The sequence below is a fragment of the Pseudomonas sivasensis genome, assembly GCF_052938085.1.
In genome coordinates, this window is the sequence record NZ_CP176442.1 from 280772 (window position 1) to 300741 (window position 19970).

Here is a 19970-nt window from a genome sequence, read left to right on the forward strand (position 1 = left end):
CACTACCCAAGGCTGTCGAATCACAAAAACAACAATTTCGATCGAGCACTTCGAGGACAACAACAATGATTATTTACGGTGTGGCATTGCTGGCGATCTGCACGCTTGCAGGTGTGATCATGGGCGACATGCTCGGCGTGTTGCTTGGCGTCAAATCCAACGTGGGCGGGGTGGGCATCGCCATGATCCTGCTGATCTGCGCCCGCCTGTGGATGCAAAAACGCGGCGGCATGACCAAGGAATGCGAGATGGGCGTCGGCTTTTGGGGCGCGATGTATATCCCCGTGGTGGTGGCGATGGCCGCGCAACAAAACGTCGTGACCGCCTTGCACGGCGGCCCGGTCGCGGTGCTGGCGGCCATTGGTTCGGTGGTGGTCTGTGGTTGCACCATTGCCTTGATCAGCCGTACCCACAAGGGCGAGCCTCTGCCCGCCGAAGAGCCGTTGATCGTGCCTGCGGGAGGTCGCTGATATGTGGGACCTCATCGAAAAAGGTTTGGAACATAACGGCCTGATCACCGCGTTTGCCTTTGTTGGCGTGGTGATGTGGATTTCTGTGGTGCTGTCCAAGCGCCTGACGTTCGGGCGTATCCATGGCTCGGCGATTGCCATCGTCATCGGCCTGATCCTGGCCTGGGTCGGCGGCACCATTACCGGCGGGCAAAAAGGCCTGGCGGACCTGGCGCTGTTCTCCGGTATCGGCCTCATGGGCGGCGCGATGCTGCGCGACTTCGCCATCGTTGCCACGGCGTTTGAGGTGCAAGCCACCGAAGCGCGCAAAGCCGGGATGATCGGTGTGATTGCGCTGCTGCTGGGCACGATCCTGCCGTTTATCGTCGGCGCCAGCATGGCCTGGGTGTTTGGCTATCGCGACGCGATCAGCATGACCACCATCGGCGCGGGTGCCGTGACCTACATCGTCGGCCCGGTGACCGGTGCAGCGATTGGCGCGACCTCGGATGTGATGGCGCTGTCCATCGCGACCGGGTTGATCAAGGCGATCCTGGTGATGGTCGGTACACCGGTGGCGGCGCGTTGGATGGGCTTGGATAACCCGCGTTCGGCGATGGTGTTTGGTGGCTTGGCCGGCACCGTCAGCGGCGTGACGGCTGGGCTGGCGGCAACGGACCGACGGTTGGTGCCTTATGGTGCATTGACGGCCACGTTCCACACCGGGCTTGGGTGTTTGCTTGGGCCTTCGCTGCTGTACTTCATTGTGCGTGGGTTGGTTGGCTAGCTTTGGAAGTTGTGTTGTCTGGTTTGGCCTCATCGGGGGCAAGCCCCCTCCCACATTTTGATTTGTGAATACATTCAAGTGTGGGAGGGGGCTTGCCCCCGATGGCTATCTCAAGCCTGCCGATTGGCATACATCCGACACTCCGCCAACAACGCCAGCAAATTTGGGTCACGTTCCTTGGCTTTCAGAAACACCACGCCGATCTGCTGCTGCAATCGATACCTGGCTTGCAGCGGTATCAGCTTCACGCGGTTTTCATACACCGCCGCAATCCGTCCCGGCAACAACGCATAGCCCACGCCTGAGCTGACCATACTCAACAGCGTGAAGATGTCATTGACCTGCATCGCCACCTTCGGCTCGAACCCCGCTTGCTTGAACACTCGGTTGCCATCCTGGTGGGTGGCGAAGCCTTGGGTGAGGGTGATGAAGGTCGCGTCGCGCACGTCGGCCAGGTCGATTTCGTGATCACGGTCGAAGGGTGAATCCGCCGGAGTGGCGAGGAAGATGTCGTCGGAGAACAGCGCGATCTGCTCGCAGTCGGGGTCGTTGGCCTGTTCATCGAGGGAGATCAGGATCGCGTCCACTTCCATGTTCTTGAGCTTGTAGAGCAGGTCGAAGTTGGAACCCAGGATCAGGTCGATATTGAGCTCGCTGCGACGAATCTTCAGGCCCATGATCAGTTGCGGCACGGTCTTGACCGTCAGCGAATACAGCGAGCCCAACTTGAAGCGCTCGGCCGAGAAGCCGGCGGCTTCGCGGGTCAGGCGCACGCTGTCGACCACATCGGCCACCAGTTTCTGTGCGCGTTCTTCGAGGACGTAGGCGCTTTCCAGCGGGGTGAGGTTGCGGCCCTCGTGTTTGAACAGCGGGCAGCGCAGTGCATTTTCCAGCGAGTGGATGGCGCGGTGCACGCTGACATTGCTGGTTTGCAGTTCGGCAGCGGCGCGGGCCAGGTTGCCGGTACGCATGAATGCCAGGAAGATTTCCAGCTTTTTGAGGGTGAACTCTTCGTCGATCAGCATGGCCGTGGGCTCTTGTTCGAATGCCGTCGATTGTGCCCGCAAAACCGCGCGGCGTCGCCGGAACGTCATGCGACGCTTGCACTCTTATGCCCAAGGCGGGAGGCTTGCCGCCAGCTGTTAACGGTTACAGGAGGTCGGTGACACATGTACCACGGGGAACGATTCAACGCCTGGAGCCATTTGCTCGGTGCAGTCGCGGCGTGTATTGGCGCTGTGTGGATGTTGGTGGTGGCGAGCCTGGACGGCAGCCCCTGGAAGATCGTCAGCGTGGCGATTTACGGCTTTACGTTGATGGTGCTGTACAGCGCGTCGACCGTGTACCACAGCGTGCAAGGTCGGCGAAAAGAGATCATGCAGAAGGTCGATCACTTTTCGATCTACCTGTTGATCGCCGGCAGCTACACGCCGTTTTGCCTGGTGACCCTGCGCGGCCCGTGGGGCTGGACGCTGTTCGGCATCGTGTGGGGGCTGGCGGTGATTGGCATCCTGCAAGAGATCAAGCCGCGCTCTGAGGCGCGCATCCTGTCCATTGTGATTTATGCGGTGATGGGTTGGATCGTGCTGGTGGCAGTCAAGCCGCTGATCGCCGCGCTGGGGACGGCGGGGTTTACCTGGCTGGCGGCGGGCGGGGTGTTGTACACCGTGGGCATCATTTTCTTTGCCCTGGAGGACCGCCTGCGGCATTCCCATGGGATCTGGCATCTGTTTGTGATCGGCGGCAGCCTGCTGCACTTTGTGGCGATCATGCATTACGTGCTTTGAATGAGAGGGGCGATGTCCTTAGAGGCGTCCCAACAACTCGCATGACCGCTTGCCCAAGATCTCCAGCAGATTGGCCAGCATATGCGGCGGCGGTCCGTCGGCGCGCGTCAGGGCATACAGGGTGATCGGCAGCGGCGGGGTGAGCGTGCGGATGCAAGTGGTGTCCGTCGAGGCGCCCAGCGCGGTGAACGGGTCGATCACCGTTAACCCCGCGCCGGACTCCACCATCGCGCGCGCCAGCGAATAGGTTTGCACCGAGATCGTCACCCGGGGCGCAGGGTCGACATTCTCCAGGTAGCTGTCGAGTTTTGCCGCCAGCGGGTCGGCGCTGGACAGGCCAATCAGCGGCGCGCCCGCCAAGTCGGCCAATGGCAGGGGCTGATGCAGCTCAGTCTCCGGCCAATAGCCTTTGGATGCCAACGCCACCAGCACACCGTTGGCCAACACCTGGGTGGTCAACCCTGGATGGCCGGAGAAGTTGAGCGTCAGCGCCAGATCAATCTCGCGCATCAACAACTTTTGCACCAGTTCGCGGCTGTGGTCGCTGGACAGTTCACAGGCCATGTCCGGGTAGTCTCGCTTCCATTCCAGAATCGCCGGCGGCAGCAGCGACAGCGCCAGCGCGGGGGTTGCGCCGATGCGCACACTTTGCCCCGGCGCACGACGCAAGCTCTTGGCCAGACGCCGCACCCCTTGCAGGCTCGCGGTGACTTTCTCCACTTCACTCTCCAGCGCCAGTGCTTCCGGCGTGGGCTGCAACTTGCCGCGTACGCGCAGGAACAGTGGGAAGCCCAGCTGCAGCTCTGCGTGCTGCAACACTTTGGTTACCGCCGGCTGCGACACGTGCAGCAATTGCGCGGCGGCGCTGACGGAGCCGGTCTGGCGGATTGCCTGGAAGATTTCGATATGACGCAGGCGCATGGCAAGTCCATAACCTTTGTTTATAGGTGAGCCATCTTTATTCATTGTCGGCGGCCTGTCACCTGCCCCTACGCTTGAGCCTACTTAATCGACGGCGAGGGGGCGGGGATGGCCAGGCAGGTTTGCATCATTGGCGGTGGAGTCATTGGCTTGGCGAGTGCGTATGCGCTGGTGCGTGCCGGCCATGAAGTGACGGTGATCGACGCTCGCGACCGACTGGGCAGCGAAACCAGTTTCGCCAACGGCGGGCAACTGTCCTACCGCTATGTCGCGCCGTTGGCTGATGCCGGAGTGCCGCTGCAAGCGCTTGGCTGGCTGGTGCGCGGTGACTCTCCGTTGAAATTGCGCCCACGCCTCGATCCCCAGCAATGGCGTTGGATGGCGGCGTTTATCGGCGCATGCCGAGGTTCGGTGAATAAGCGTAATGCGGAGCACCTGCTGCGCCTGGCCTCCTTGAGCCAACGCACGTTGCAGCAATGGCGCGAGGATGACCACCTGGACGGTTTCGACTGGCGGCGCAATGGCAAGCTGGTGACTTTCCGCGATAGCCGTTCATTCGCGCATGCGCGCAGCAAGGTCACGGATATTTTGCAGCAGCAGGTATGGTCCGCCGCCGATTGCGCGCGGCTGGAGCCTGCGCTGGCGGGCGATGGGTTTGTCGGCGGCATCTACACGCCGAACGAGGAAGTCGCGGACTGTCACGCGTTCTGCCAACGATTGGCGGCGCGGCTTGAGGCCTCTGGGCGCTGCCGATTTTTGCTGGGGCGCAAGGTGACCGGGATTCGTCACGCGGACGGCGCGGTACAAGCCATCGAATTGGCGGATGAAGTGATGCCGGTCCAGCACCTGGTATTGGCCGCGGGGTATCGCAGCGCCGAGTTGGGATTGCCGGGGCTTTCGCTGCCGCTGTATCCGCTGAAGGGCTACAGCCTGAGCGTACCGATTGGCCCGCAGCACCAGGCGCCGAATGTGAGCATCACCGACTACGACCGCAAGATCGTCTACGCGCGCATCGGTGAACAACTGCGGGTGGCGGCGATGGTGGATATCGTCGGTTTCGACGCGGGCCTGGAGCCCAAGCGTTTGGCCCTGATCAAGCGCCAGGCGGTCGAGACGTTCCCTCTGGGCGGCGACTATGCCCGTGCGGTCGAGTGGGCCGGCATGCGCCCGGCCACGCCTACCGGTGTGCCGCTGATTGGCGCCAGCGTTTATCGCAACCTGTGGCTGAACCTGGGCCACGGCGCCCTGGGGTTTACCCTGGCATGCGGCAGCGGCCAACTGTTGGCCGAGCTGATCGGTCGGCACGCCCTTTCCATTGATATGCAGGGCCTGACGCCCCGCGCCGCTTGAGGATGTAACCATGACCATCAATCGAATCAGCAGCAACGAGCGTCTTTCTGGTGCCGTGACTTTCAAGGACTTGGTGTTCTTGTCGGGTCAGGTACCGGGTGACGGTCAGGATGTCGCGACACAAACCCGCGAAGTGCTGGCCAAAATCGACGGGTTGCTGGCCCAGGCGGGCAGCGACAAGGACCATCTGCTCAATGCGACCATTTACCTCAAAGACATCGGCACCGGTTTTGCGCCGATGAACGAGGTGTGGTCGGCGTGGCTGTCGCCGGGGATGGCGCCCACGCGAACCACCCTGCAGGCGGAGCTGGCGCGACCGAGTGTGTTGGTGGAAATCAGTGTCATCGCTGTACGTAAATAACCAACGGAGTAGAACAATGAAAAAAATCCTGTTGACCGGTTGTACCGTGGGGCTGTTGTTTGGGGCTCAGGTTCAGGCAAATGAACCGGCGCTGAACGGCACGTTGAGCAAGATCGCCAACGCCAAGTCCATCACCCTGGGCTATCGCGATGCGTCGGTGCCGTTTTCCTATGTGGGGGATCACAGCGGCAAACCCATGGGTTATTCGGTGGACCTGTCGAGCAAGATTGTCGAGCGCATCCAGCAGAAAACCGGAGTGGCCGACCTCAAGGTGAAGTACAACCTCGTGACGTCCCAGACGCGAATTCCGCTGGTGCAGAACGGCACCGTTGACTTGGAATGCGGTTCCACCGGAGTGACCGCCGAGCGCCAGAAGCAGGTGGCATTTTCCTATGGGTTTATTTATGTGAAAGGCCAGTTGCTGACGGCTAAAGACAGCGGCATCAAAGGCTTCACCGACCTTGCCGGCAAGAACGTGGTGACCACCGCCGGCACCACCAACGAACGTTTTCTCAAGAGCTACAACGCCGAGCACAAAACCAATATGTTCGTGATCAGCGCAAAGGATCATGGCGAAGCGTTCAAGATGCTGGAGACGGGCCGCGCCGTGGCGTTTTATATGGACGACGCGCTCCTCTACGGCGAACGCGCCAAAGCCAAGGACCCGCACAAATGGGTGGTGGTGGGCGAGGAGCAGTCGCGGGAGATCTACAGCTGCATGGTGCGCAAGGACGATCCGCAGTTTCTTGCGGTGGTCAACGAGACCCTCGGCGACCTGTACCGCTCGGGGGAGATCAACGGGATTTACCAGCGCTGGTTTGAACAGCCGATTCCGCCCAAGGGCTTGAACCTGGAATTCCCGATGACCAGCGAGTTGAAGGCGATTATTGCCAAGCCGGTGAGTGATCCGGTGGAGTAAGAAGGGGTAACCGAATCTAAATGTGGGAGGGAGCAAGTCCCTCCCGCATTACGATCGTTTTTGCAGCTGTGGGCTAGAAGTCGCCCCAGAGTTGTTGGGCGACGGCCAGCGCTACCACTGGCGCGGTCTCGGTACGTAGCACCCGTGGGCCGAGACGGGCGGCATGGAAGCTGGCGGCTTGGGCGGTGTCGACTTCATTGTCAGTCAACCCGCCTTCCGGCCCGATCAGAAACGCCAGGCTCGCAGGCTTGGCATGGCTGACCATCGGCTCTGCCACCGGGTGCAGCACCAGCTTCAGATCCGCCTCGACCTGCTTCAGCCAGTCCGCCAGCAACAGCGGTGGGTGAATCACCGGCACCGTCGAACGCCCGCATTGCTCGCACGCACTGATCGCCACCTGGCGCCAGTGCAGCAGGCGTTTGTCAGCGCGCTCGTCCTTGAGTCGCACTTCGCAGCGGTCGCTGAAAATCGGGGTGATTTCGTTGACCCCCAGTTCAGTGGCTTTCTGGATTGCCCAATCCATGCGCTCGCCCCGGGAAAGGCCCTGGCCAAGGTGGATGTGCAGTGGCGATTCGGTCTGGCCCGTGAAGCTTTCGGTGAGTTGTACGGTGACGCGTTTTTTCCCGACCTCCAGCAATGTGCCGCGAAACTCCAGGCCGGAGCCGTCGAACAATTGCACGGCGTCGCCCTCGACCATGCGTAGCACGCGGCTGATGTAATGCGCCTGGGCTTCTGGCAGTTCATGGTCACCGAGGCTCAGCGGGGTGTCGGTGAAAAAGCGGGACAGTCTCATGTCTGTTCTCTGAAGAATTTAGGTAGGAACCATCAGCCCGGGTCGCGAAAGCCTGGGTGGAAGTCTTTTGGCACGGCGACGCTGACCTTGCTATTGGTCGCGATATCGATGCCTTCGCTGGCAACGGTGGCGAGGAAGTCGATCTGCTCCGGCGTAATCACATACGGCGGCAGGAAATACACCACGCTGCCCAATGGCCGCAGCAGCGCACCACGTTCCAGGGCATGCTCGAACACCTTCAAACCACGGCGCTCCTGCCACGGATAGGCGGTTTTGGTGGCCTTGTCCTGGACCATTTCGATGGCCAATACCATGCCGGTCTGGCGCACTTCCGACACATGGGGATGATCGACCAGGTGGGCAGTGGCGGTTGCCATACGCTGGGCCAGGGCCTTGTTGTTTTCGATGACGTTGTCTTCTTCGAATATATCCAGGGTCGCCAGGGCCGCCGCGCACGCCAGCGGGTTGCCGGTGTAGCTGTGGGAGTGCAGGAACGCGCGCAGGGTCGGGTAGTCGTCGTAGAAGGCGTCGTAGACATCATCTGTGGTGACCACCGCCGCCAACGGCAGGTAACCGCCGGTGAGGGCCTTGGACAAGCACAGGAAGTCCGGACGGATGCCGGCCTGTTCACAGGCGAACATCGTGCCGGTACGGCCGAAGCCCACGGCGATTTCGTCGTGGATCAGGTGCACGCCGTAGCGGTCGCAGGCTTCGCGCAGCAGCTTCAGATACACCGGGTGGTACATGCGCATGCCGCCTGCGCCCTGGATCAGTGGCTCGACGATCACGGCGGCGACGGTGTCATGGTTGTCGGCCAGGGTCTGTTCCATGGCCAGGAACATAGTGCGCGAGTGTTCTTCCCAGCTCATGCCCTCGGGGCGCAGGTAGCAGTCCGGGCTTGGCACCTTGATGGTGTCGAGCAGCAGCGCCTTGTAGGTTTCGGTAAACAGCGGCACGTCGCCCACTGACATCGCGGCGATGGTTTCGCCGTGGTAACTGTTGGTCAGGGTGACGAAGCGCTTTTTGTTCGGCAAACCGCGGTTGAGCCAATAGTGGAAGCTCATCTTCAGCGCGACTTCGATGCATGACGAACCGTTATCGGCATAGAAGCATCGGGTCAGGCCTTCAGGGGTCATCGCGACCAGGCGTTCGGACAGTTCGATCACCGGCTGGTGGCTGAAGCCGGCGAGGATCACGTGTTCCAGTTGGTCGACCTGGTCCTTGATGCGTTGGTTGATGCGTGGGTTGGCGTGGCCGAACACGTTGACCCACCAGGAGCTGACAGCGTCGAGGTAGCGCTTGCCTTCGAAGTCTTCCAGCCAGACGCCTTCCCCGCGCTTGATCGGGATCAGCGGCAGCTGCTGGTGGTCTTTCATCTGGGTGCAGGGATGCCACAGCACGGCGAGGTCGCGTTGCATCCACTGGTTGTTCAAGCCCATCGGTGATCTCCTCGAAGCGGTCCTGCGAACGGCGCAGGCGAAACAATCGCGCAAGCCTATGCAATGGAGGCCTGGGTCACAAGCCATTGTGGGGAATTCGGAGTAAACGCGGGACGGACTGTCACGTTTGTTAGGGATAGTCCTTAATCCTTGGTTAACTTATTGTGCATACGCTCTAGATCGTATTTCTCGATATTTCAAAGCAAAATTTTCCGCTTTAATTCGATAGGTAAATCGCTAGTCTTGGGCGCAGCTCTTACGGGATTAAGTACATGCAGCTACGTAACTCACCGGCCCGTTATGGCTGGGTCAGTATGATTTTGCACTGGGGTGTGGCCCTGGTTGTGTTCGGTCTGTTCGCCCTGGGTTTGTGGATGGTTGGGCTCGACTACTACAGCGCCTGGCGCAAAGACGCGCCGGACCTGCACAAGAGCATTGGCATCACGCTGTTCGCCATCATGCTGGTGCGTATCGTCTGGCGCCTGATCAGCCCGCCACCACCGCCGTTGGCCAGTTACAGCCGCTTGACCCGCATCGGTGCCGCGTTCGGCCACGCGTTCCTTTATCTCGGGCTGTTTGCCGTGATGATTGCCGGATACCTAATTTCCACCGCCGATGGTGTCGGTATCCCGGTGTTTGGCCTGTTTGAAATTCCTGCCGTGGTTTCCGGTCTACCGGACCAGGCAGACAACGCGGGCTTGGTGCATTTGTACCTGGCCTGGGTGCTCGTGGTTTTCGCCGGCTTGCACGGCGTGGCTGCGTTGAAACACCACTTTATCGATCGTGATGCGACCCTCACGCGAATGCTGGGGCGCAAAGCCTGATGTTCAACCTCGACTCACAAGGAATATAAAGCATGTTGAAGAAGACCCTCGCCGCTCTGGCAATCGGTACAGCGCTGCTGTCTGCAGGTCAGGTGATGGCCGCTGACTACAAAATCGACAAGGAAGGCCAACACGCCTTCATCGACTGGAAAATCAGCCACCTGGGCTACAGCTTCATCCACGGTACCTTCAAGGACTGGGATGGTACGTTCAGCTGGGATTCCGCCAAGCCTGAAGCCAGCAAAATCGCCGTCGACGTGAAAACCGCCAGCCTGTGGTCCAACCACGCTGAGCGTGACAAGCACATCGGCAGCAAGGACTTCCTGGACGTTGCCAAGTTTGCTGACGCCAAGTTTGTATCTACCGCTGTTAAATCCACCGGCGAAAAAACTGCTGACGTGACCGGCGACCTGACGTTCCACGGCGTGACCAAGCCTGTGACCTTCAAGGCTACCTTCAACGGTGAAGGCAAGGATCCATGGGGCGGCGAGCGTGCGGGCTTCAACGCCACCACTACGCTGGACCTGAACGACTTTGGCATCAAAGGCCCGGGCCCGTCTTCGCAGACTGTTAACCTGGACATCTCGCTGGAAGGTGTTAAGCAGAAGTAATTTCTGCCCACAGCAGGGCTCATTCTTTTTTGTTGAGTCCAAAAAAATGCCCCGTCTCGAAAGAGGCGGGGCATTTTTTATGGAGCTTTGAAACTCAGCGGTTGCGAGTCAGCAGCGCTGGTTTTTCACCACGAGGGCGGCCTGGCAGTTGATCCAACTGCTCAGGTGTCGGGAAGCGGTCAGCTTTCGACTCCTTGTGGATGATCTTCGGCGCTGGGCCACCGCGCGGGTTTTGCACGGCTGGCTCGGACGAACGAGGCTGGTCGTCACGGGCTGGGCGGCGGTTGTTGCTGCGCGAATCTTCGCGGCGGGCCTGGCCGTCACGCGGTGCACCGCTACGCGGGCCGCTGCGTTTGGCAGGCGGGGTGCCGGTGGTGCCGCCGCTGCTGTTGCGCGGACCGTTCTGGCGTGCGCCCTGTGGCTGGCCGCCGCGGGGTGCGCCAGTGCCTGCGCCGGCGCCCTGTGCTGGGGCACCTGGACGACGGCCACGGCCTTGGGCCGGTTTGGCCTGTGGCACGTAGTCGACGCGGTTACCGAAGTTATCCACGTCGTCGTCGAGGAATTCGTCCGGGGCACGGTCGGCTGCAGCGCGCGGCGGTTGGCTCGGCTGACGCTGTTCACGGGCCGGGGTACCTTCACGAGGCTTCTGCTCGCGGGCTGGGCGTTCGCCACGGCCGTTGGTTGGCGCTTTTTCCTTGCCGCCTTTGTCTTTGCCTTTGTCGCGACGACCACCGCCACCACCGCCGCCGTTCGGGCCATCGCCCTTCGGACCGCGTGGGTTGCGTGGGTTACGCACGTCAGGACGCTCGCGCACTTCAGGCTTTTCGGCCTCTACAGCGCTGGCATCAAAGCCCATCAGGTCGCCGTCGGCGATTTTCTGCTTGGTCATGCGTTCGATGCTTTTCAGCAGTTTTTCTTCGTCCGGTGCTACCAGGGAAATGGCTTCACCCGAACGACCGGCACGGCCAGTACGGCCGATACGGTGCACATAGTCTTCATCGACGTTTGGCAGCTCGAAGTTGACCACGTGTGGCAACTGGTCGATATCCAGTCCGCGTGCAGCGATATCGGTCGCTACCAGGATGCGTACGCTGCCGGCCTTGAAGTCAGCCAGGGCTTTGGTGCGCGCGTTCTGGCTCTTGTTCCCGTGGATGGCGACGGCGGTGAGGCCGTGCTTGTCCAGGTATTCAGCCAGGCGGTTGGCGCCGTGTTTGGTACGGGTGAACACCAGCACCTGCTCCCACGCACCGTGGGTGATCAGGTGGGCCAGCAGCGAGCGCTTGTGGCTGGCGGCCAAGCGGAAGACTCGTTGCTCGATACGCTCGACCGTGGTGTTCGGCGGCGTGACTTCGATGCGCTCCGGGTTGTGCAGCAGCTTGCCGGCCAGGGCGGTGATGTCTTGGGAGAACGTTGCCGAGAACAGCAGGTTCTGACGTTTGGCCGGTAGGCGGGCGAGGACTTTTTTCACGTCATGGACAAAGCCCATGTCGAGCATGCGGTCGGCTTCGTCCAGCACGAGGATTTCCACGTGGGACAAATCGACGCTGCCTTGGCCGCACAGGTCGAGCAAGCGACCAGGGCATGCCACCAGCACGTCAACACCACGGGACATGGCCTGAACCTGTGGGTTCATGCCGACGCCGCCGAAGATGCAGGCGCTGACGAACTTCAAGTCGCGGGCATACAGCTTGAAGCTGTCGTGCACTTGGGCGGCGAGTTCGCGGGTAGGGGTCAGAACCAGTACGCGTGGTTGGCGCGGGCCGTGACGCTGGGATTTGTCCGGGTGACCGTTGGGGAACAACCGCTCCAGAATCGGGAGGGCGAAGCCGCCGGTTTTACCAGTACCTGTCTGAGCCGCAACCATCAGGTCGCGACCTTGCAACACGGCGGGAATGGCCCGCTGTTGCACCGGAGTAGGCTCGGTATAGCCCGCTGCCTCGATGGCGCGGACTAAAGCCTCGGAGAGACCGAGGGAAGCAAAGGACATGAGTAATCCTGTTTTAGTTAGGGCTTGGCCCAAAGGGATAATCTTGCCGGGCGTGAATGGCGCTTAGGGGAGCGCAATCCCGTCCGGTCCTGCTGCGTCTGGCGGGCACTCCACCGGCTCGCGCGGGCTGAAAGCTGCGCAGTAGCGGGGTTGGGTGCCTTTTTCAAGACCTCAGCGGCCGGGCGTAAGCCTGGCGGGAAGGCCGGAGTATAGCAGAGCAATCACGGTGCGCCGCTTTCCTGCTGCTCAACGGTGTGTCCGGACGCCGTAATCGCTTCGAATCCACCATATTTGGCGCTCAATGCCGTGTAGGCCGGCTCCTGTTTGAAGCGTTTGAGCTCGGCGGCAAAGCGTTGCACCAGCAGGTCCATGCCTGCGCCACGACGTACGGCGAGGTACTGCTGCTGGCGGCTGACGACAACGGGGGCCTGGCTGACCTTGCCTTCCAGGCCCAGTGTCTTGATCACGTGCTGGCCAACCCGGCGGTCGGTGATCACAAGGTCGATGCGCCCCAGCAGTAATTTGCCGAAGTTGGCTTCATGGCTGGGGGCCGGCTCGCGGTTGAATAAGGTGGAGTCGCTGAAGGGTAATCCGTACAGGTAGCCTGGCGACGTGCCGACTGTGAGGCCACGCAAGTCGTCGAGGCTTTGGACCGGATGCGGACGGTCGTTGGCGTAGAACATTACGAACTCCACTTCCGACAGCGGTTCGCTGGGGTACAGCAGCAGGGCGTCGCGGTCGTGGCTGTGGAAAATATCCAGCGCGCCATCGGCATGGCCTTGATCAAGCATGGCCAGACAGCGCTTCCAGGGCAGGAACTGCCATTGCACTTCGACCCCCAGGCGCTGGAATACGATCACCGTCGTTTCGTAATCCAGCCCGTGCATGGCGCCGTCTTCTTCATACACATAAGGCGCCCAGGGCTCGGTGACAATGCGCAGTTTCTCGCCGTAAGCGGCCAGGCTCAGGCAAGTGAAAAACGCGGCGATCAACAGCTTCAGAATGACAGGCATGCCCTGAGGTTACGACGCCCGTGCGTTAAAGAGAAGCTCTGGCTTAAGCTTCTGCGGGCCGCCCTATTTTGTGGGCGAGGTCATCAGGTGTTCATAGATGGCTGCGCGTCGCTCCCCCAGAATCAGGCGCACCACGGGGTTGGCGAACCAGTGTTCGAGTTGGTGTGCGTCCACCGGGCATTTCTGGCGTTCTTCCTGGTTTTGAAGGGCTTTTTCCCACCAAACTGGGCCGCAGGCCTTGTCGAATTCATTTTCGTGCTCGTAGCAGCCGTAGAGAATCTCACGGATGAACTGCTGCTTGCGCTTGGGCAGCGCCAGGGTGATCAGTTTGTACATCAGGCGCTGCAAGCGTGGTGGGCGGGGCAGGTGGGCGGAGACCTTGCGTGTATCGGCCAGGGCCTGGGTGCAGAGAGGGTCGGCGGCATGCTTGGTTACCCACGCCTTGACCTTGGCCCGGAACAACTGCTTGCGGCTCCAATAGTGATGGATCAGGTCCGGGCACTGGCGCACGTTGAGCGTGCGGTACGCGGCTACTGACAGGCAGAACTCTTCGAGGGTGTAGGCGCCGTGGGCCATGGGGAACAGCTCATCCATCAACTCGATCGAACGGTCCAGAATGTGCGCGTCTTGCCGGGTCAAGCCCATCACGCCTGAGTTGAGCAGCCACATATCATCGTCGGCGAGGCCTTTGTCGGCCAGGTACTTGGCCAGGGCTTCATACAGTACGCTTTCGCGGTTGTCGCCATACTTGGCCTGGAAGGCGTTGCACAGCACGGTGCCCGGTGTTACGCGCTCGAACAATGCCATGGGCGAGTCGTGGAAAAATGTATCGGTGTCGATCAGCAGCGCCAGTTCCGCCGTTTCCAGCACCTGACGCAACAGCACATGTTTGGTACGGAAATGGTAGCCGTGGGGTTCGCTCCAGCGTTGTCGCGTGGCGCTGTCCAATGTGTGGACCTGTACTGGCAAGCCACGGTACGGGGCCGGGTTGTCGCTGAACACTTGGATGTCTAACGGCATGTCCTGAGGCCCGCCCAGTTGGGCAACGGCACTGGCGATGCTGAATACGGCTTCCTGATGGTAGGTCTCGGCGCCGAATACCAGGTAAATCAGCTGGGGGCGAGGAGTCGGGGACGCTGTATTCATTTACTGCTGGCTTCCTTTCCGGGGACATGTAGACGAAAAAAGCCCCCGTGATAACGAGGGCCGGGAACTGCTATTAAACCGGCTTAGCGTGGCAGTTTAAGGTTGTTCCAGATAGCGAGGCTCGGCTCAGCCTGGTTCAGGGTATAGAAGTGCAACCCTGGCGCGCCACCTTGTAACAAACGTTCACACATTTCGCTGATGACCTGTTCGCCGAACGCCTGAATGCTCTTGACGTCGTCGCCATAGGCTTCCAGTTGCTTGCGCACCCAGCGTGGGATTTCGGCACCGCAGGCGTCCGAGAAACGTGCCAGCTTGCTGTAGTTGGTGATCGGCATGATGCCCGGCACGATCGGGATGTTCACACCCATGGCCCGTACGCGCTCGACGAAATAGAAGTAGCTGTCGGCGTTGAAGAAGTACTGAGTGATCGCGCTGTCGGCGCCCGCGTTTGCCTTGCGTACGAAGTTCTGCAGATCGTCTTCGAAATTGCGCGCCTGAGGATGCATCTCCGGATAAGCCGCCACTTCGATATGGAAGTGATCGCCGCTTTCTTCACGGATGAAGCTCACCAGGTCATTGGCGTAGCGCAGCTCACCGCTGGCCATGCCCATGCCGGAGGGCAAGTCGCCGCGCAGGGCGACGATGCGCTGAATGCCGGCTTGTTTGTATTGGGTCAGCAGGCCGCGCAGGTCGTCCTTGCTGTCGCCCACGCACGACAAGTGCGGCGCGGCGGGAACTTTGACTTCGCTTTCCAGCTGCAACACGGTGTTGATCGTGCGATCACGGGTCGAGCCGCCAGCGCCGTAGGTGCAGGAGAAGAAGTCGGGGTTGTAGCTTGCCAACTGTTTGGCAGTCGCCATCAGTTTTTCATGCCCAGCATCGGTCTTGGTGGGAAAGAACTCGAAGCTGTAGCGACGGTCTTGGGACATGGTCATACCCTTTAAAACTCAGAAGCCGGAGTGTGTACACCGCCAATGTGGGAGCGGGCTTGCTCGCGAATGCGGTATGTCAGTGAAGAATAAGTTGACTGAAACACCGCATTCGCGAGCAAGCCCGCTCCCACATAAAGCCCGCTCCCCTTAAGATAGAGAGCGGGCACAGGCAAATCAGTAGCGGTAAGCGTGCGGCTTGAACGGGCCTTCGACGGTCACGCCGATGTAGTCGGCCTGGGTCTTGGTCAGTTGAGTCACTACGCCGCCGAAGCCGCGGACCATTTCCAGGGCCACTTCTTCGTCGAGTTTCTTCGGCAGTACTTCCACGGTCAGGCGCTCGGCTTTCTGGGCTGGCGACAGGTCGGCGTACTTCTGGCCGAACAGGAAGATCTGGGCCAGTACCTGGTTGGCGAATGAACCATCCATGATGCGGCTCGGGTGGCCGGTTGCGTTGCCCAGGTTAACCAGACGGCCTTCGGCCAGCAGGATCAGGTAGTCATCGTTCTGCGGGTCGAAATCGCCAGCGCCGGTACGGTGAACCTTGTGTACCTGCGGCTTCACTTCTTCCCATGCCCAGTTCTTGCGCATGAAAGCGGTGTCGATCTCGTTGTCGAAGTGACCGATGTTGCAGACAACGGCGCGCTTCTTCAGGGCTTTGAGCATGTTCGCGTCGCAAACATTCACGTTACCGGTGGTGGTCACGATCAGGTCGATCTTGCCCAGCAGGGCTTTGTCGATGCTCGCTTCGGTGCCGTCATTGACGCCGTCGATGAACGGCGAAACCACTTCGAAACCGTCCATGCAGGCTTGCATGGCGCAGATCGGGTCGACTTCGGAGACCTTAACGATCATGCCTTCCTGGCGCAGGGACTGGGACGAACCCTTACCCACGTCACCGTAGCCGATCACCAGGGCTTGCTTGCCCGACAGCAGGTGGTCGGTGCCGCGCTTGATGGCGTCGTTCAGGCTGTGACGGCAGCCGTACTTGTTGTCGTTCTTGCTCTTGGTCACCGAGTCGTTGACGTTGATGGCCGGGATCTTCAGCTCGCCCTTGGCCAGCATGTCCAGCAGGCGGTGTACGCCGGTGGTGGTTTCTTCGGTGACGCCGTGGACACGGTCCAGGATCGCCGGGTATTTCTTGTGCAGCAGCTCGGTCAGGTCGCCGCCGTCGTCGAGGATCATGTTGGCGTCCCAAGGCGCGCCATCTTTGAGGATGGTTTGTTCCAGGCACCACTCGTACTCTTCTTCGGTCTCGCCTTTCCAGGCATAAACCGCGATACCGGCAGCGGCGATAGCTGCGGCGGCCTGGTCTTGAGTCGAGAAGATATTGCAGGACGACCAGCGTACTTCGGCACCCAGGGCAACCAGGGTTTCGATCAGCACGGCAGTCTGGATGGTCATGTGGATGCAGCCGAGGATCTTCGCGCCTTTGAGTGGTTGCTCAGCGGCGTACTTGCGGCGCAGACCCATCAGGGCTGGCATTTCGGATTCGGCGATAAAGGTTTCGCGACGGCCCCAGGCAGCGAGGGACATGTCGGCGACTTTGTAGTCGGTGAAATCTGCAGGCGTGTTGACAGCGCTCATGAAGAGCCTCCATTCGTAGTGTGCGAATGGGCGCCGTTGTGCGTTTAGTATCAGGCCAGGGGAATCAGGCCGGACAACGCCCCATCCGAGCCTGACAGGCCTAGCCTGCTGCAGCGCCCCTCGGACAGGTGGCGGGAGAACGGTATCAATCGAAGATGACCGTTTTGAAACGGGGGCGATTATAGCCGTGTGCGCCAGACTTCCCAAGCCTTTCTGTCGGCGGCATGAAGATCGTTCATGGGCTTGATAGGCAATGGCTCATAGAGCTTGGGCCTGGGCTCTGCCATGATGTCGCCCATCATTCGGCAAGACGCTTTGGAGTGACCATGAACTTCCACACCCGCAAATGGGTAAAACCTGAAGACCTCAACCCCAACGGCACCCTGTTCGGTGGCAGCCTGCTGCGCTGGATCGACGAAGAAGCAGCCATCTACGCCATTGTTCAACTGGGCAACCAACGGGTGGTGACCAAGTACATCTCCGAAATCAACTTCGTCAGTGCCTCGCGCCAGGGCGACATCATCGAACTGGGCATCACCGCCACCGAGTTCGGCCGCACCTCCATCACCTTGACCTGTGAAGTGCGCAACAAGATCACCCGCAAGAGCATCCTCACGGTTGAGAAAATGGTCTTCGTCAACCTCGGCGAAGACGGATTGCCGGCGCCTCACGGGCGTACCGAGATCAAGTACGTCAAAGACCAGTTCCAGGACGACGGCGTCAGCGAATAATCCTGCGTCGGACCAGTGAACGCTATTGATCGGCCATAGGTCGTACCTGAACACCGCCCCCCCGTTCAGGTATCGCCATGGCCACGCAACAAGACGGCAAGACCCCCAACTTATCCCAGGAAGAGCAACAGGACGTTGACGACAACCAGCCGCCCCGCGCGGCGGTCCTGCATGAAATTATCCGCACCCAGGGAGATCAGGAGCTGGAGCGCAGTGTTGCCGCTTTGTGGTGGTCGGCACTGGCGGCCGGACTGACCATGGGCCTGTCGCTGATGGCCATGGGATTGCTCAATTCACGTCTTCCCGAGGGTGAAGCCTTCAAGGTGATTGCCAGCTTCGGTTACTGCGCGGGATTCCTCGCGGTAATCCTTGCGCGGCAGCAACTGTTCACCGAAAACACCCTGACCGCGGTGCTGCCGGTGATGAGCAAGCCGACCTTTGGTAATGCCGGGCGCCTGTTGCGGCTGTGGTCGGTGGTGCTGGTGGGTAATCTTTGCGGCACCCTGTTGGTGGCGTATGTGATGCTGCACTTGCCGATCTTCGACACAAAGACCGACCAGGCCTTCCTGGAAATCGGGCGCAAGATCATGGAGAACGACACCGGCCAGATGTTTGCCAAAGGCATCGTCTCCGGCTGGATGATCGCCACCATGGTGTGGATGATCCCGTCGATGGAAAGCGCCAAGATGTGGATCATTATCCTGATCACCTATCTGATGGCGCTGGGGGATTTCACCCATATCGTGGTGGGGTCTGCGGAAGTGTCTTATCTGGTATTCGCCGGCGAGTTGCCGTGGAAGGATTTCTGGCTGGTGTTTGCCGGCCCGACTCTGGCCGGCAATATCATCGGTGGCAGCTTTATCTTTGCCTTGATCAGCCATGCGCAGATTCGCAGTGAAGGCAGCTTGCCGGGTAAGAAGGCTGCGGACCCAAGGCATCCGCAACCTATCGACAAGGATCAGTGAGCGTCAGGCGTGGCCTGGGGGTCGTCCCGGGTCACGCGTTTGACCAGTTTGCCGATGCTCAAACCCTGCAGCAGGATCGACGACAGTACCACGATGTAGGTGATGCTCAGCAGCAGATCGCGCTCCGGCCCCAGTGGCAGGGCCAGAGCCAGTGCCACCGAAACCCCGCCGCGCAAGCCGCCCCAGGTGAGGATGCGGATGGTGCCGCGCGGCACGGTACGCCAGCGGCGCAGCAGCAGGATCGCCGGGGCCACAGTTAGCAGGCGTGAGAGCAGGATCGCCACTGCCAGCAAACTGGCCGCGAATACGTGCAGCCAATTGAACGGCAAGAGCAGCAATTCCATGCCGATCAGCGCAAACAGCAGAGCGTTGAGCATGTCGTCGAGCAATTCCCAGAAACCGTCCAGGTAGCGACGGGTCATGTCGTTCATCGCCAGCTTGCGCCCGAGGTTACCGATGATCAGCCCGGCCACCACCATCGCAATCGGGGCGGAGACGTGCAGCTCGGTGGCCATCGCTGAGCCGCCGATCACCAGGGCGAGGGTCAGCATGACTTCGATCTGGTGCTGTTCGATGCTCTTGATCATCAGGTAGACCAGATAACCGATCAGCCCCCCGAACGCCACGCCGCCAACGGCTTCATGGACAAACAACATGGCTGTGGCGCCCACGGTAGGCGTCTCGCCCAATTGTGCGATGCCCAGCAGCACGGTAAATACCACCACCGCTGTACCGTCGTTGAACAGCGACTCGCCGACGATGGTGGTTTTCAGCGGTTTCGACGCATTGGCGGTTCGCAATACACCGAGTACCGCAATCGGGTCCGTGGGCGAGATGAGTGCGCCGAACAGCAAGCAGTAGAGGAAGCTCACGTGCCAGCCGAACAGGGCAAAAATGTAGTACGCCAGACTGCCGATCACTACGGTAGCGATCAACACGCCGAAGGTTGCCAGCAGGCCGATGGGCCAGCGGTAGCTGCGCAGATCGTTGAGGTTGACGTGCAAAGCGCCGGCGAACAGCAGGAATGACAGCATCCAGTTCATCAGCAAGTCGCCGAAGTCGATCTGGCCGATCAGTTGCTGGATACGCTCCTCAAGGCCTGGGTAGCCGAGCACGCTCAAGCCTTGCAGGATCAGGGAAAACAGCAGGGCCGTGACCATCACACCGATGGTGGGCGGCAGTCCGATAAAACGGAAGTTCACATAGGTGAGCAGGGTGGTGAGGCAAATGAAGGCGGCGACAAGTTCAAGCATCCGGGGTCCTTGGAGTGGGAAAGATCAGTCATGAGTGGGTGGATGGACCGCCGCAGCGGCCTGAGGTTGCAGGCAGGGCGCAAAACACCGGTAGAACCTTTTGGCGTGTGGCGGCTCA

General features: G+C 60.5%; 20 protein-coding genes and 1 riboswitch. Of the genes, 10 read left to right on the top strand and 10 right to left on the bottom strand.

Translation table 11 applies throughout. The annotated features are described in order from the left end of the window. Positions 1 to 65: 65 nt before the first annotated feature. Together madL and madM are read left to right on the top strand one after the other, a co-directional pair. Positions 66 to 470, top strand: coding sequence for a malonate transporter subunit MadL (gene madL / locus ACKZ62_RS01375; RefSeq protein ID WP_027606068.1), 405 nt, complete (start codon positions 66 to 68; stop codon positions 468 to 470). 1 nt (position 471) lies between these two features. Continuing rightward, positions 472 to 1236: a malonate transporter subunit MadM gene (gene madM / locus ACKZ62_RS01380; protein WP_032884101.1), complete on the top strand. Its 765-nt coding sequence runs from the start codon at positions 472 to 474 to the stop codon at positions 1234 to 1236. Positions 1237 to 1346: 110 nt separating this feature from the next. Here madM and ACKZ62_RS01385 read toward each other — a convergent pair whose 3' ends face one another. After that, complete coding sequence (locus ACKZ62_RS01385; RefSeq protein WP_032884099.1) at positions 1347 to 2261, bottom strand: LysR family transcriptional regulator; 915 nt, start codon at positions 2259 to 2261, stop codon at positions 1347 to 1349. 144 nt (positions 2262 to 2405) lie between these two features. Between ACKZ62_RS01385 and trhA the strand changes: the two genes are divergently transcribed. Continuing rightward, the gene (trhA, locus tag ACKZ62_RS01390) at positions 2406 to 3023 is read left to right on the top strand and encodes a PAQR family membrane homeostasis protein TrhA (RefSeq protein ID WP_032884097.1); all 618 of its coding nucleotides are present in this window, start codon (positions 2406 to 2408) and stop codon (positions 3021 to 3023) included. An 18-nt stretch (positions 3024 to 3041) separates the two neighbouring features. Here the strand turns inward: trhA and ACKZ62_RS01395 are convergent, their stop codons facing one another. After that, a complete protein-coding gene (locus ACKZ62_RS01395) occupies positions 3042 to 3944 on the bottom strand; it encodes a LysR family transcriptional regulator (protein ID WP_032884095.1) in 903 nt (300 codons plus the stop codon). Positions 3945 to 4052: 108 nt separating this feature from the next. Here ACKZ62_RS01395 and ACKZ62_RS01400 point away from each other — a divergent pair, with 108 nt between their 5' ends. The 3 genes from ACKZ62_RS01400 to ACKZ62_RS01410 are packed head-to-tail and all read left to right on the top strand — an operon-like array spanning position 4053 to position 6574. Further along, on the top strand, positions 4053 to 5294 hold the full coding sequence (locus ACKZ62_RS01400; RefSeq protein WP_095185116.1) for a D-amino acid dehydrogenase: 1242 nt from the start codon (positions 4053 to 4055) through the stop codon (positions 5292 to 5294). 10 nt (positions 5295 to 5304) lie between these two features. Further along, entirely contained in the window at positions 5305 to 5655 is a 351-nt protein-coding gene (locus ACKZ62_RS01405) for a RidA family protein (protein WP_032884091.1), read from the top strand. A 16-nt stretch (positions 5656 to 5671) separates the two neighbouring features. Next, a complete protein-coding gene (locus tag ACKZ62_RS01410; RefSeq protein WP_095185115.1) occupies positions 5672 to 6574 on the top strand; it encodes a transporter substrate-binding domain-containing protein in 903 nt (300 codons plus the stop codon). A gap of 73 nt (positions 6575 to 6647) precedes the next feature. Here ACKZ62_RS01410 and ACKZ62_RS01415 read toward each other — a convergent pair whose 3' ends face one another. Both ACKZ62_RS01415 and ACKZ62_RS01420 read right to left on the bottom strand, forming a co-directional pair. Beyond that, on the bottom strand, positions 6648 to 7367 hold the full coding sequence (locus ACKZ62_RS01415; protein ID WP_447096241.1) for a 16S rRNA (uracil(1498)-N(3))-methyltransferase: 720 nt from the start codon (positions 7365 to 7367) through the stop codon (positions 6648 to 6650). A gap of 32 nt (positions 7368 to 7399) precedes the next feature. After that, positions 7400 to 8806, bottom strand: coding sequence for an adenosylmethionine--8-amino-7-oxononanoate transaminase (locus ACKZ62_RS01420; RefSeq protein WP_032884084.1), 1407 nt, complete (start codon positions 8804 to 8806; stop codon positions 7400 to 7402). 272 nt (positions 8807 to 9078) lie between these two features. Between ACKZ62_RS01420 and ACKZ62_RS01425 the strand changes: the two genes are divergently transcribed. Continuing rightward, the gene (locus tag ACKZ62_RS01425; protein ID WP_032884081.1) at positions 9079 to 9630 is read left to right on the top strand and encodes a cytochrome b; all 552 of its coding nucleotides are present in this window, start codon (positions 9079 to 9081) and stop codon (positions 9628 to 9630) included. A 32-nt stretch (positions 9631 to 9662) separates the two neighbouring features. Further along, a complete protein-coding gene (locus tag ACKZ62_RS01430; RefSeq protein ID WP_095185113.1) occupies positions 9663 to 10241 on the top strand; it encodes a YceI family protein in 579 nt (192 codons plus the stop codon). A 94-nt stretch (positions 10242 to 10335) separates the two neighbouring features. On the opposite strand, the gene ACKZ62_RS01435 is transcribed toward ACKZ62_RS01430, so the two are convergent. The 5 genes from ACKZ62_RS01435 to ahcY form a co-directional block, all read right to left on the bottom strand. Beyond that, positions 10336 to 12228 (bottom strand): RNA helicase RhlE2, encoded by a 1893-nt coding sequence (locus ACKZ62_RS01435; RefSeq protein ID WP_032884076.1) that lies wholly within the window; start codon positions 12226 to 12228, stop codon positions 10336 to 10338. Between the two features lie 221 nt (positions 12229 to 12449). Continuing rightward, the gene (locus ACKZ62_RS01440; protein WP_032884074.1) at positions 12450 to 13241 is read right to left on the bottom strand and encodes a substrate-binding periplasmic protein; all 792 of its coding nucleotides are present in this window, start codon (positions 13239 to 13241) and stop codon (positions 12450 to 12452) included. A gap of 63 nt (positions 13242 to 13304) precedes the next feature. Then, a complete protein-coding gene (locus ACKZ62_RS01445; protein WP_032884073.1) occupies positions 13305 to 14387 on the bottom strand; it encodes a hypothetical protein in 1083 nt (360 codons plus the stop codon). An 83-nt stretch (positions 14388 to 14470) separates the two neighbouring features. After that, the gene (gene metF, locus ACKZ62_RS01450) at positions 14471 to 15316 is read right to left on the bottom strand and encodes a methylenetetrahydrofolate reductase [NAD(P)H] (RefSeq protein WP_032884515.1); all 846 of its coding nucleotides are present in this window, start codon (positions 15314 to 15316) and stop codon (positions 14471 to 14473) included. Between the two features lie 177 nt (positions 15317 to 15493). After that, the gene (ahcY, locus tag ACKZ62_RS01455; protein WP_032884071.1) at positions 15494 to 16903 is read right to left on the bottom strand and encodes an adenosylhomocysteinase; all 1410 of its coding nucleotides are present in this window, start codon (positions 16901 to 16903) and stop codon (positions 15494 to 15496) included. 21 nt (positions 16904 to 16924) lie between these two features. After that, a riboswitch (S-adenosyl-L-homocysteine riboswitch) is annotated at positions 16925 to 17031 on the bottom strand. 198 nt (positions 17032 to 17229) lie between these two features. Between ahcY and ACKZ62_RS01460 the strand changes: the two genes are divergently transcribed. Beyond that, positions 17230 to 17634 (top strand): acyl-CoA thioesterase, encoded by a 405-nt coding sequence (locus tag ACKZ62_RS01460; RefSeq protein ID WP_032884068.1) that lies wholly within the window; start codon positions 17230 to 17232, stop codon positions 17632 to 17634. A gap of 77 nt (positions 17635 to 17711) precedes the next feature. Further along, complete coding sequence (locus ACKZ62_RS01465; RefSeq protein ID WP_032884067.1) at positions 17712 to 18599, top strand: formate/nitrite transporter family protein; 888 nt, start codon at positions 17712 to 17714, stop codon at positions 18597 to 18599. Here the strand turns inward: ACKZ62_RS01465 and ACKZ62_RS01470 are convergent. Then, the gene (locus ACKZ62_RS01470) at positions 18593 to 19852 is read right to left on the bottom strand and encodes a cation:proton antiporter (protein WP_032884066.1); all 1260 of its coding nucleotides are present in this window, start codon (positions 19850 to 19852) and stop codon (positions 18593 to 18595) included. The genes ACKZ62_RS01465 and ACKZ62_RS01470 overlap by 7 nt on opposite strands. Positions 19853 to 19970: the final 118 nt, after the last annotated feature.

Excerpts from the sequence above, each read along its gene's own strand:
- madL (WP_027606068.1), top strand. The coding sequence starts at position 66 with ATGATTATTTACGGTGTGGCATTGCTGGCGATCTGCACGCTTGCAGGT.
- madM (WP_032884101.1), top strand. The coding sequence starts at position 472 with ATGTGGGACCTCATCGAAAAAGGTTTGGAACATAACGGCCTGATCACC.
- ACKZ62_RS01385 (WP_032884099.1), bottom strand. The coding sequence starts at position 2,261 with ATGCTGATCGACGAAGAGTTCACCCTCAAAAAGCTGGAAATCTTCCTG.
- trhA (WP_032884097.1), top strand. The coding sequence starts at position 2,406 with ATGTACCACGGGGAACGATTCAACGCCTGGAGCCATTTGCTCGGTGCA.
- ACKZ62_RS01395 (WP_032884095.1), bottom strand. The coding sequence starts at position 3,944 with ATGCGCCTGCGTCATATCGAAATCTTCCAGGCAATCCGCCAGACCGGC.
- ACKZ62_RS01400 (WP_095185116.1), top strand. The coding sequence starts at position 4,053 with ATGGCCAGGCAGGTTTGCATCATTGGCGGTGGAGTCATTGGCTTGGCG.
- ACKZ62_RS01405 (WP_032884091.1), top strand. The coding sequence starts at position 5,305 with ATGACCATCAATCGAATCAGCAGCAACGAGCGTCTTTCTGGTGCCGTG.
- ACKZ62_RS01410 (WP_095185115.1), top strand. The coding sequence starts at position 5,672 with ATGAAAAAAATCCTGTTGACCGGTTGTACCGTGGGGCTGTTGTTTGGG.
- ACKZ62_RS01415 (WP_447096241.1), bottom strand. The coding sequence starts at position 7,367 with ATGAGACTGTCCCGCTTTTTCACCGACACCCCGCTGAGCCTCGGTGAC.
- ACKZ62_RS01420 (WP_032884084.1), bottom strand. The coding sequence starts at position 8,806 with ATGGGCTTGAACAACCAGTGGATGCAACGCGACCTCGCCGTGCTGTGG.
- ACKZ62_RS01425 (WP_032884081.1), top strand. The coding sequence starts at position 9,079 with ATGCAGCTACGTAACTCACCGGCCCGTTATGGCTGGGTCAGTATGATT.
- ACKZ62_RS01430 (WP_095185113.1), top strand. The coding sequence starts at position 9,663 with ATGTTGAAGAAGACCCTCGCCGCTCTGGCAATCGGTACAGCGCTGCTG.
- ACKZ62_RS01435 (WP_032884076.1), bottom strand. The coding sequence starts at position 12,228 with ATGTCCTTTGCTTCCCTCGGTCTCTCCGAGGCTTTAGTCCGCGCCATC.
- ACKZ62_RS01440 (WP_032884074.1), bottom strand. The coding sequence starts at position 13,241 with ATGCCTGTCATTCTGAAGCTGTTGATCGCCGCGTTTTTCACTTGCCTG.
- ACKZ62_RS01445 (WP_032884073.1), bottom strand. The coding sequence starts at position 14,387 with ATGAATACAGCGTCCCCGACTCCTCGCCCCCAGCTGATTTACCTGGTA.
- metF (WP_032884515.1), bottom strand. The coding sequence starts at position 15,316 with ATGTCCCAAGACCGTCGCTACAGCTTCGAGTTCTTTCCCACCAAGACC.
- ahcY (WP_032884071.1), bottom strand. The coding sequence starts at position 16,903 with ATGAGCGCTGTCAACACGCCTGCAGATTTCACCGACTACAAAGTCGCC.
- ACKZ62_RS01460 (WP_032884068.1), top strand. The coding sequence starts at position 17,230 with ATGAACTTCCACACCCGCAAATGGGTAAAACCTGAAGACCTCAACCCC.
- ACKZ62_RS01465 (WP_032884067.1), top strand. The coding sequence starts at position 17,712 with ATGGCCACGCAACAAGACGGCAAGACCCCCAACTTATCCCAGGAAGAG.
- ACKZ62_RS01470 (WP_032884066.1), bottom strand. The coding sequence starts at position 19,852 with ATGCTTGAACTTGTCGCCGCCTTCATTTGCCTCACCACCCTGCTCACC.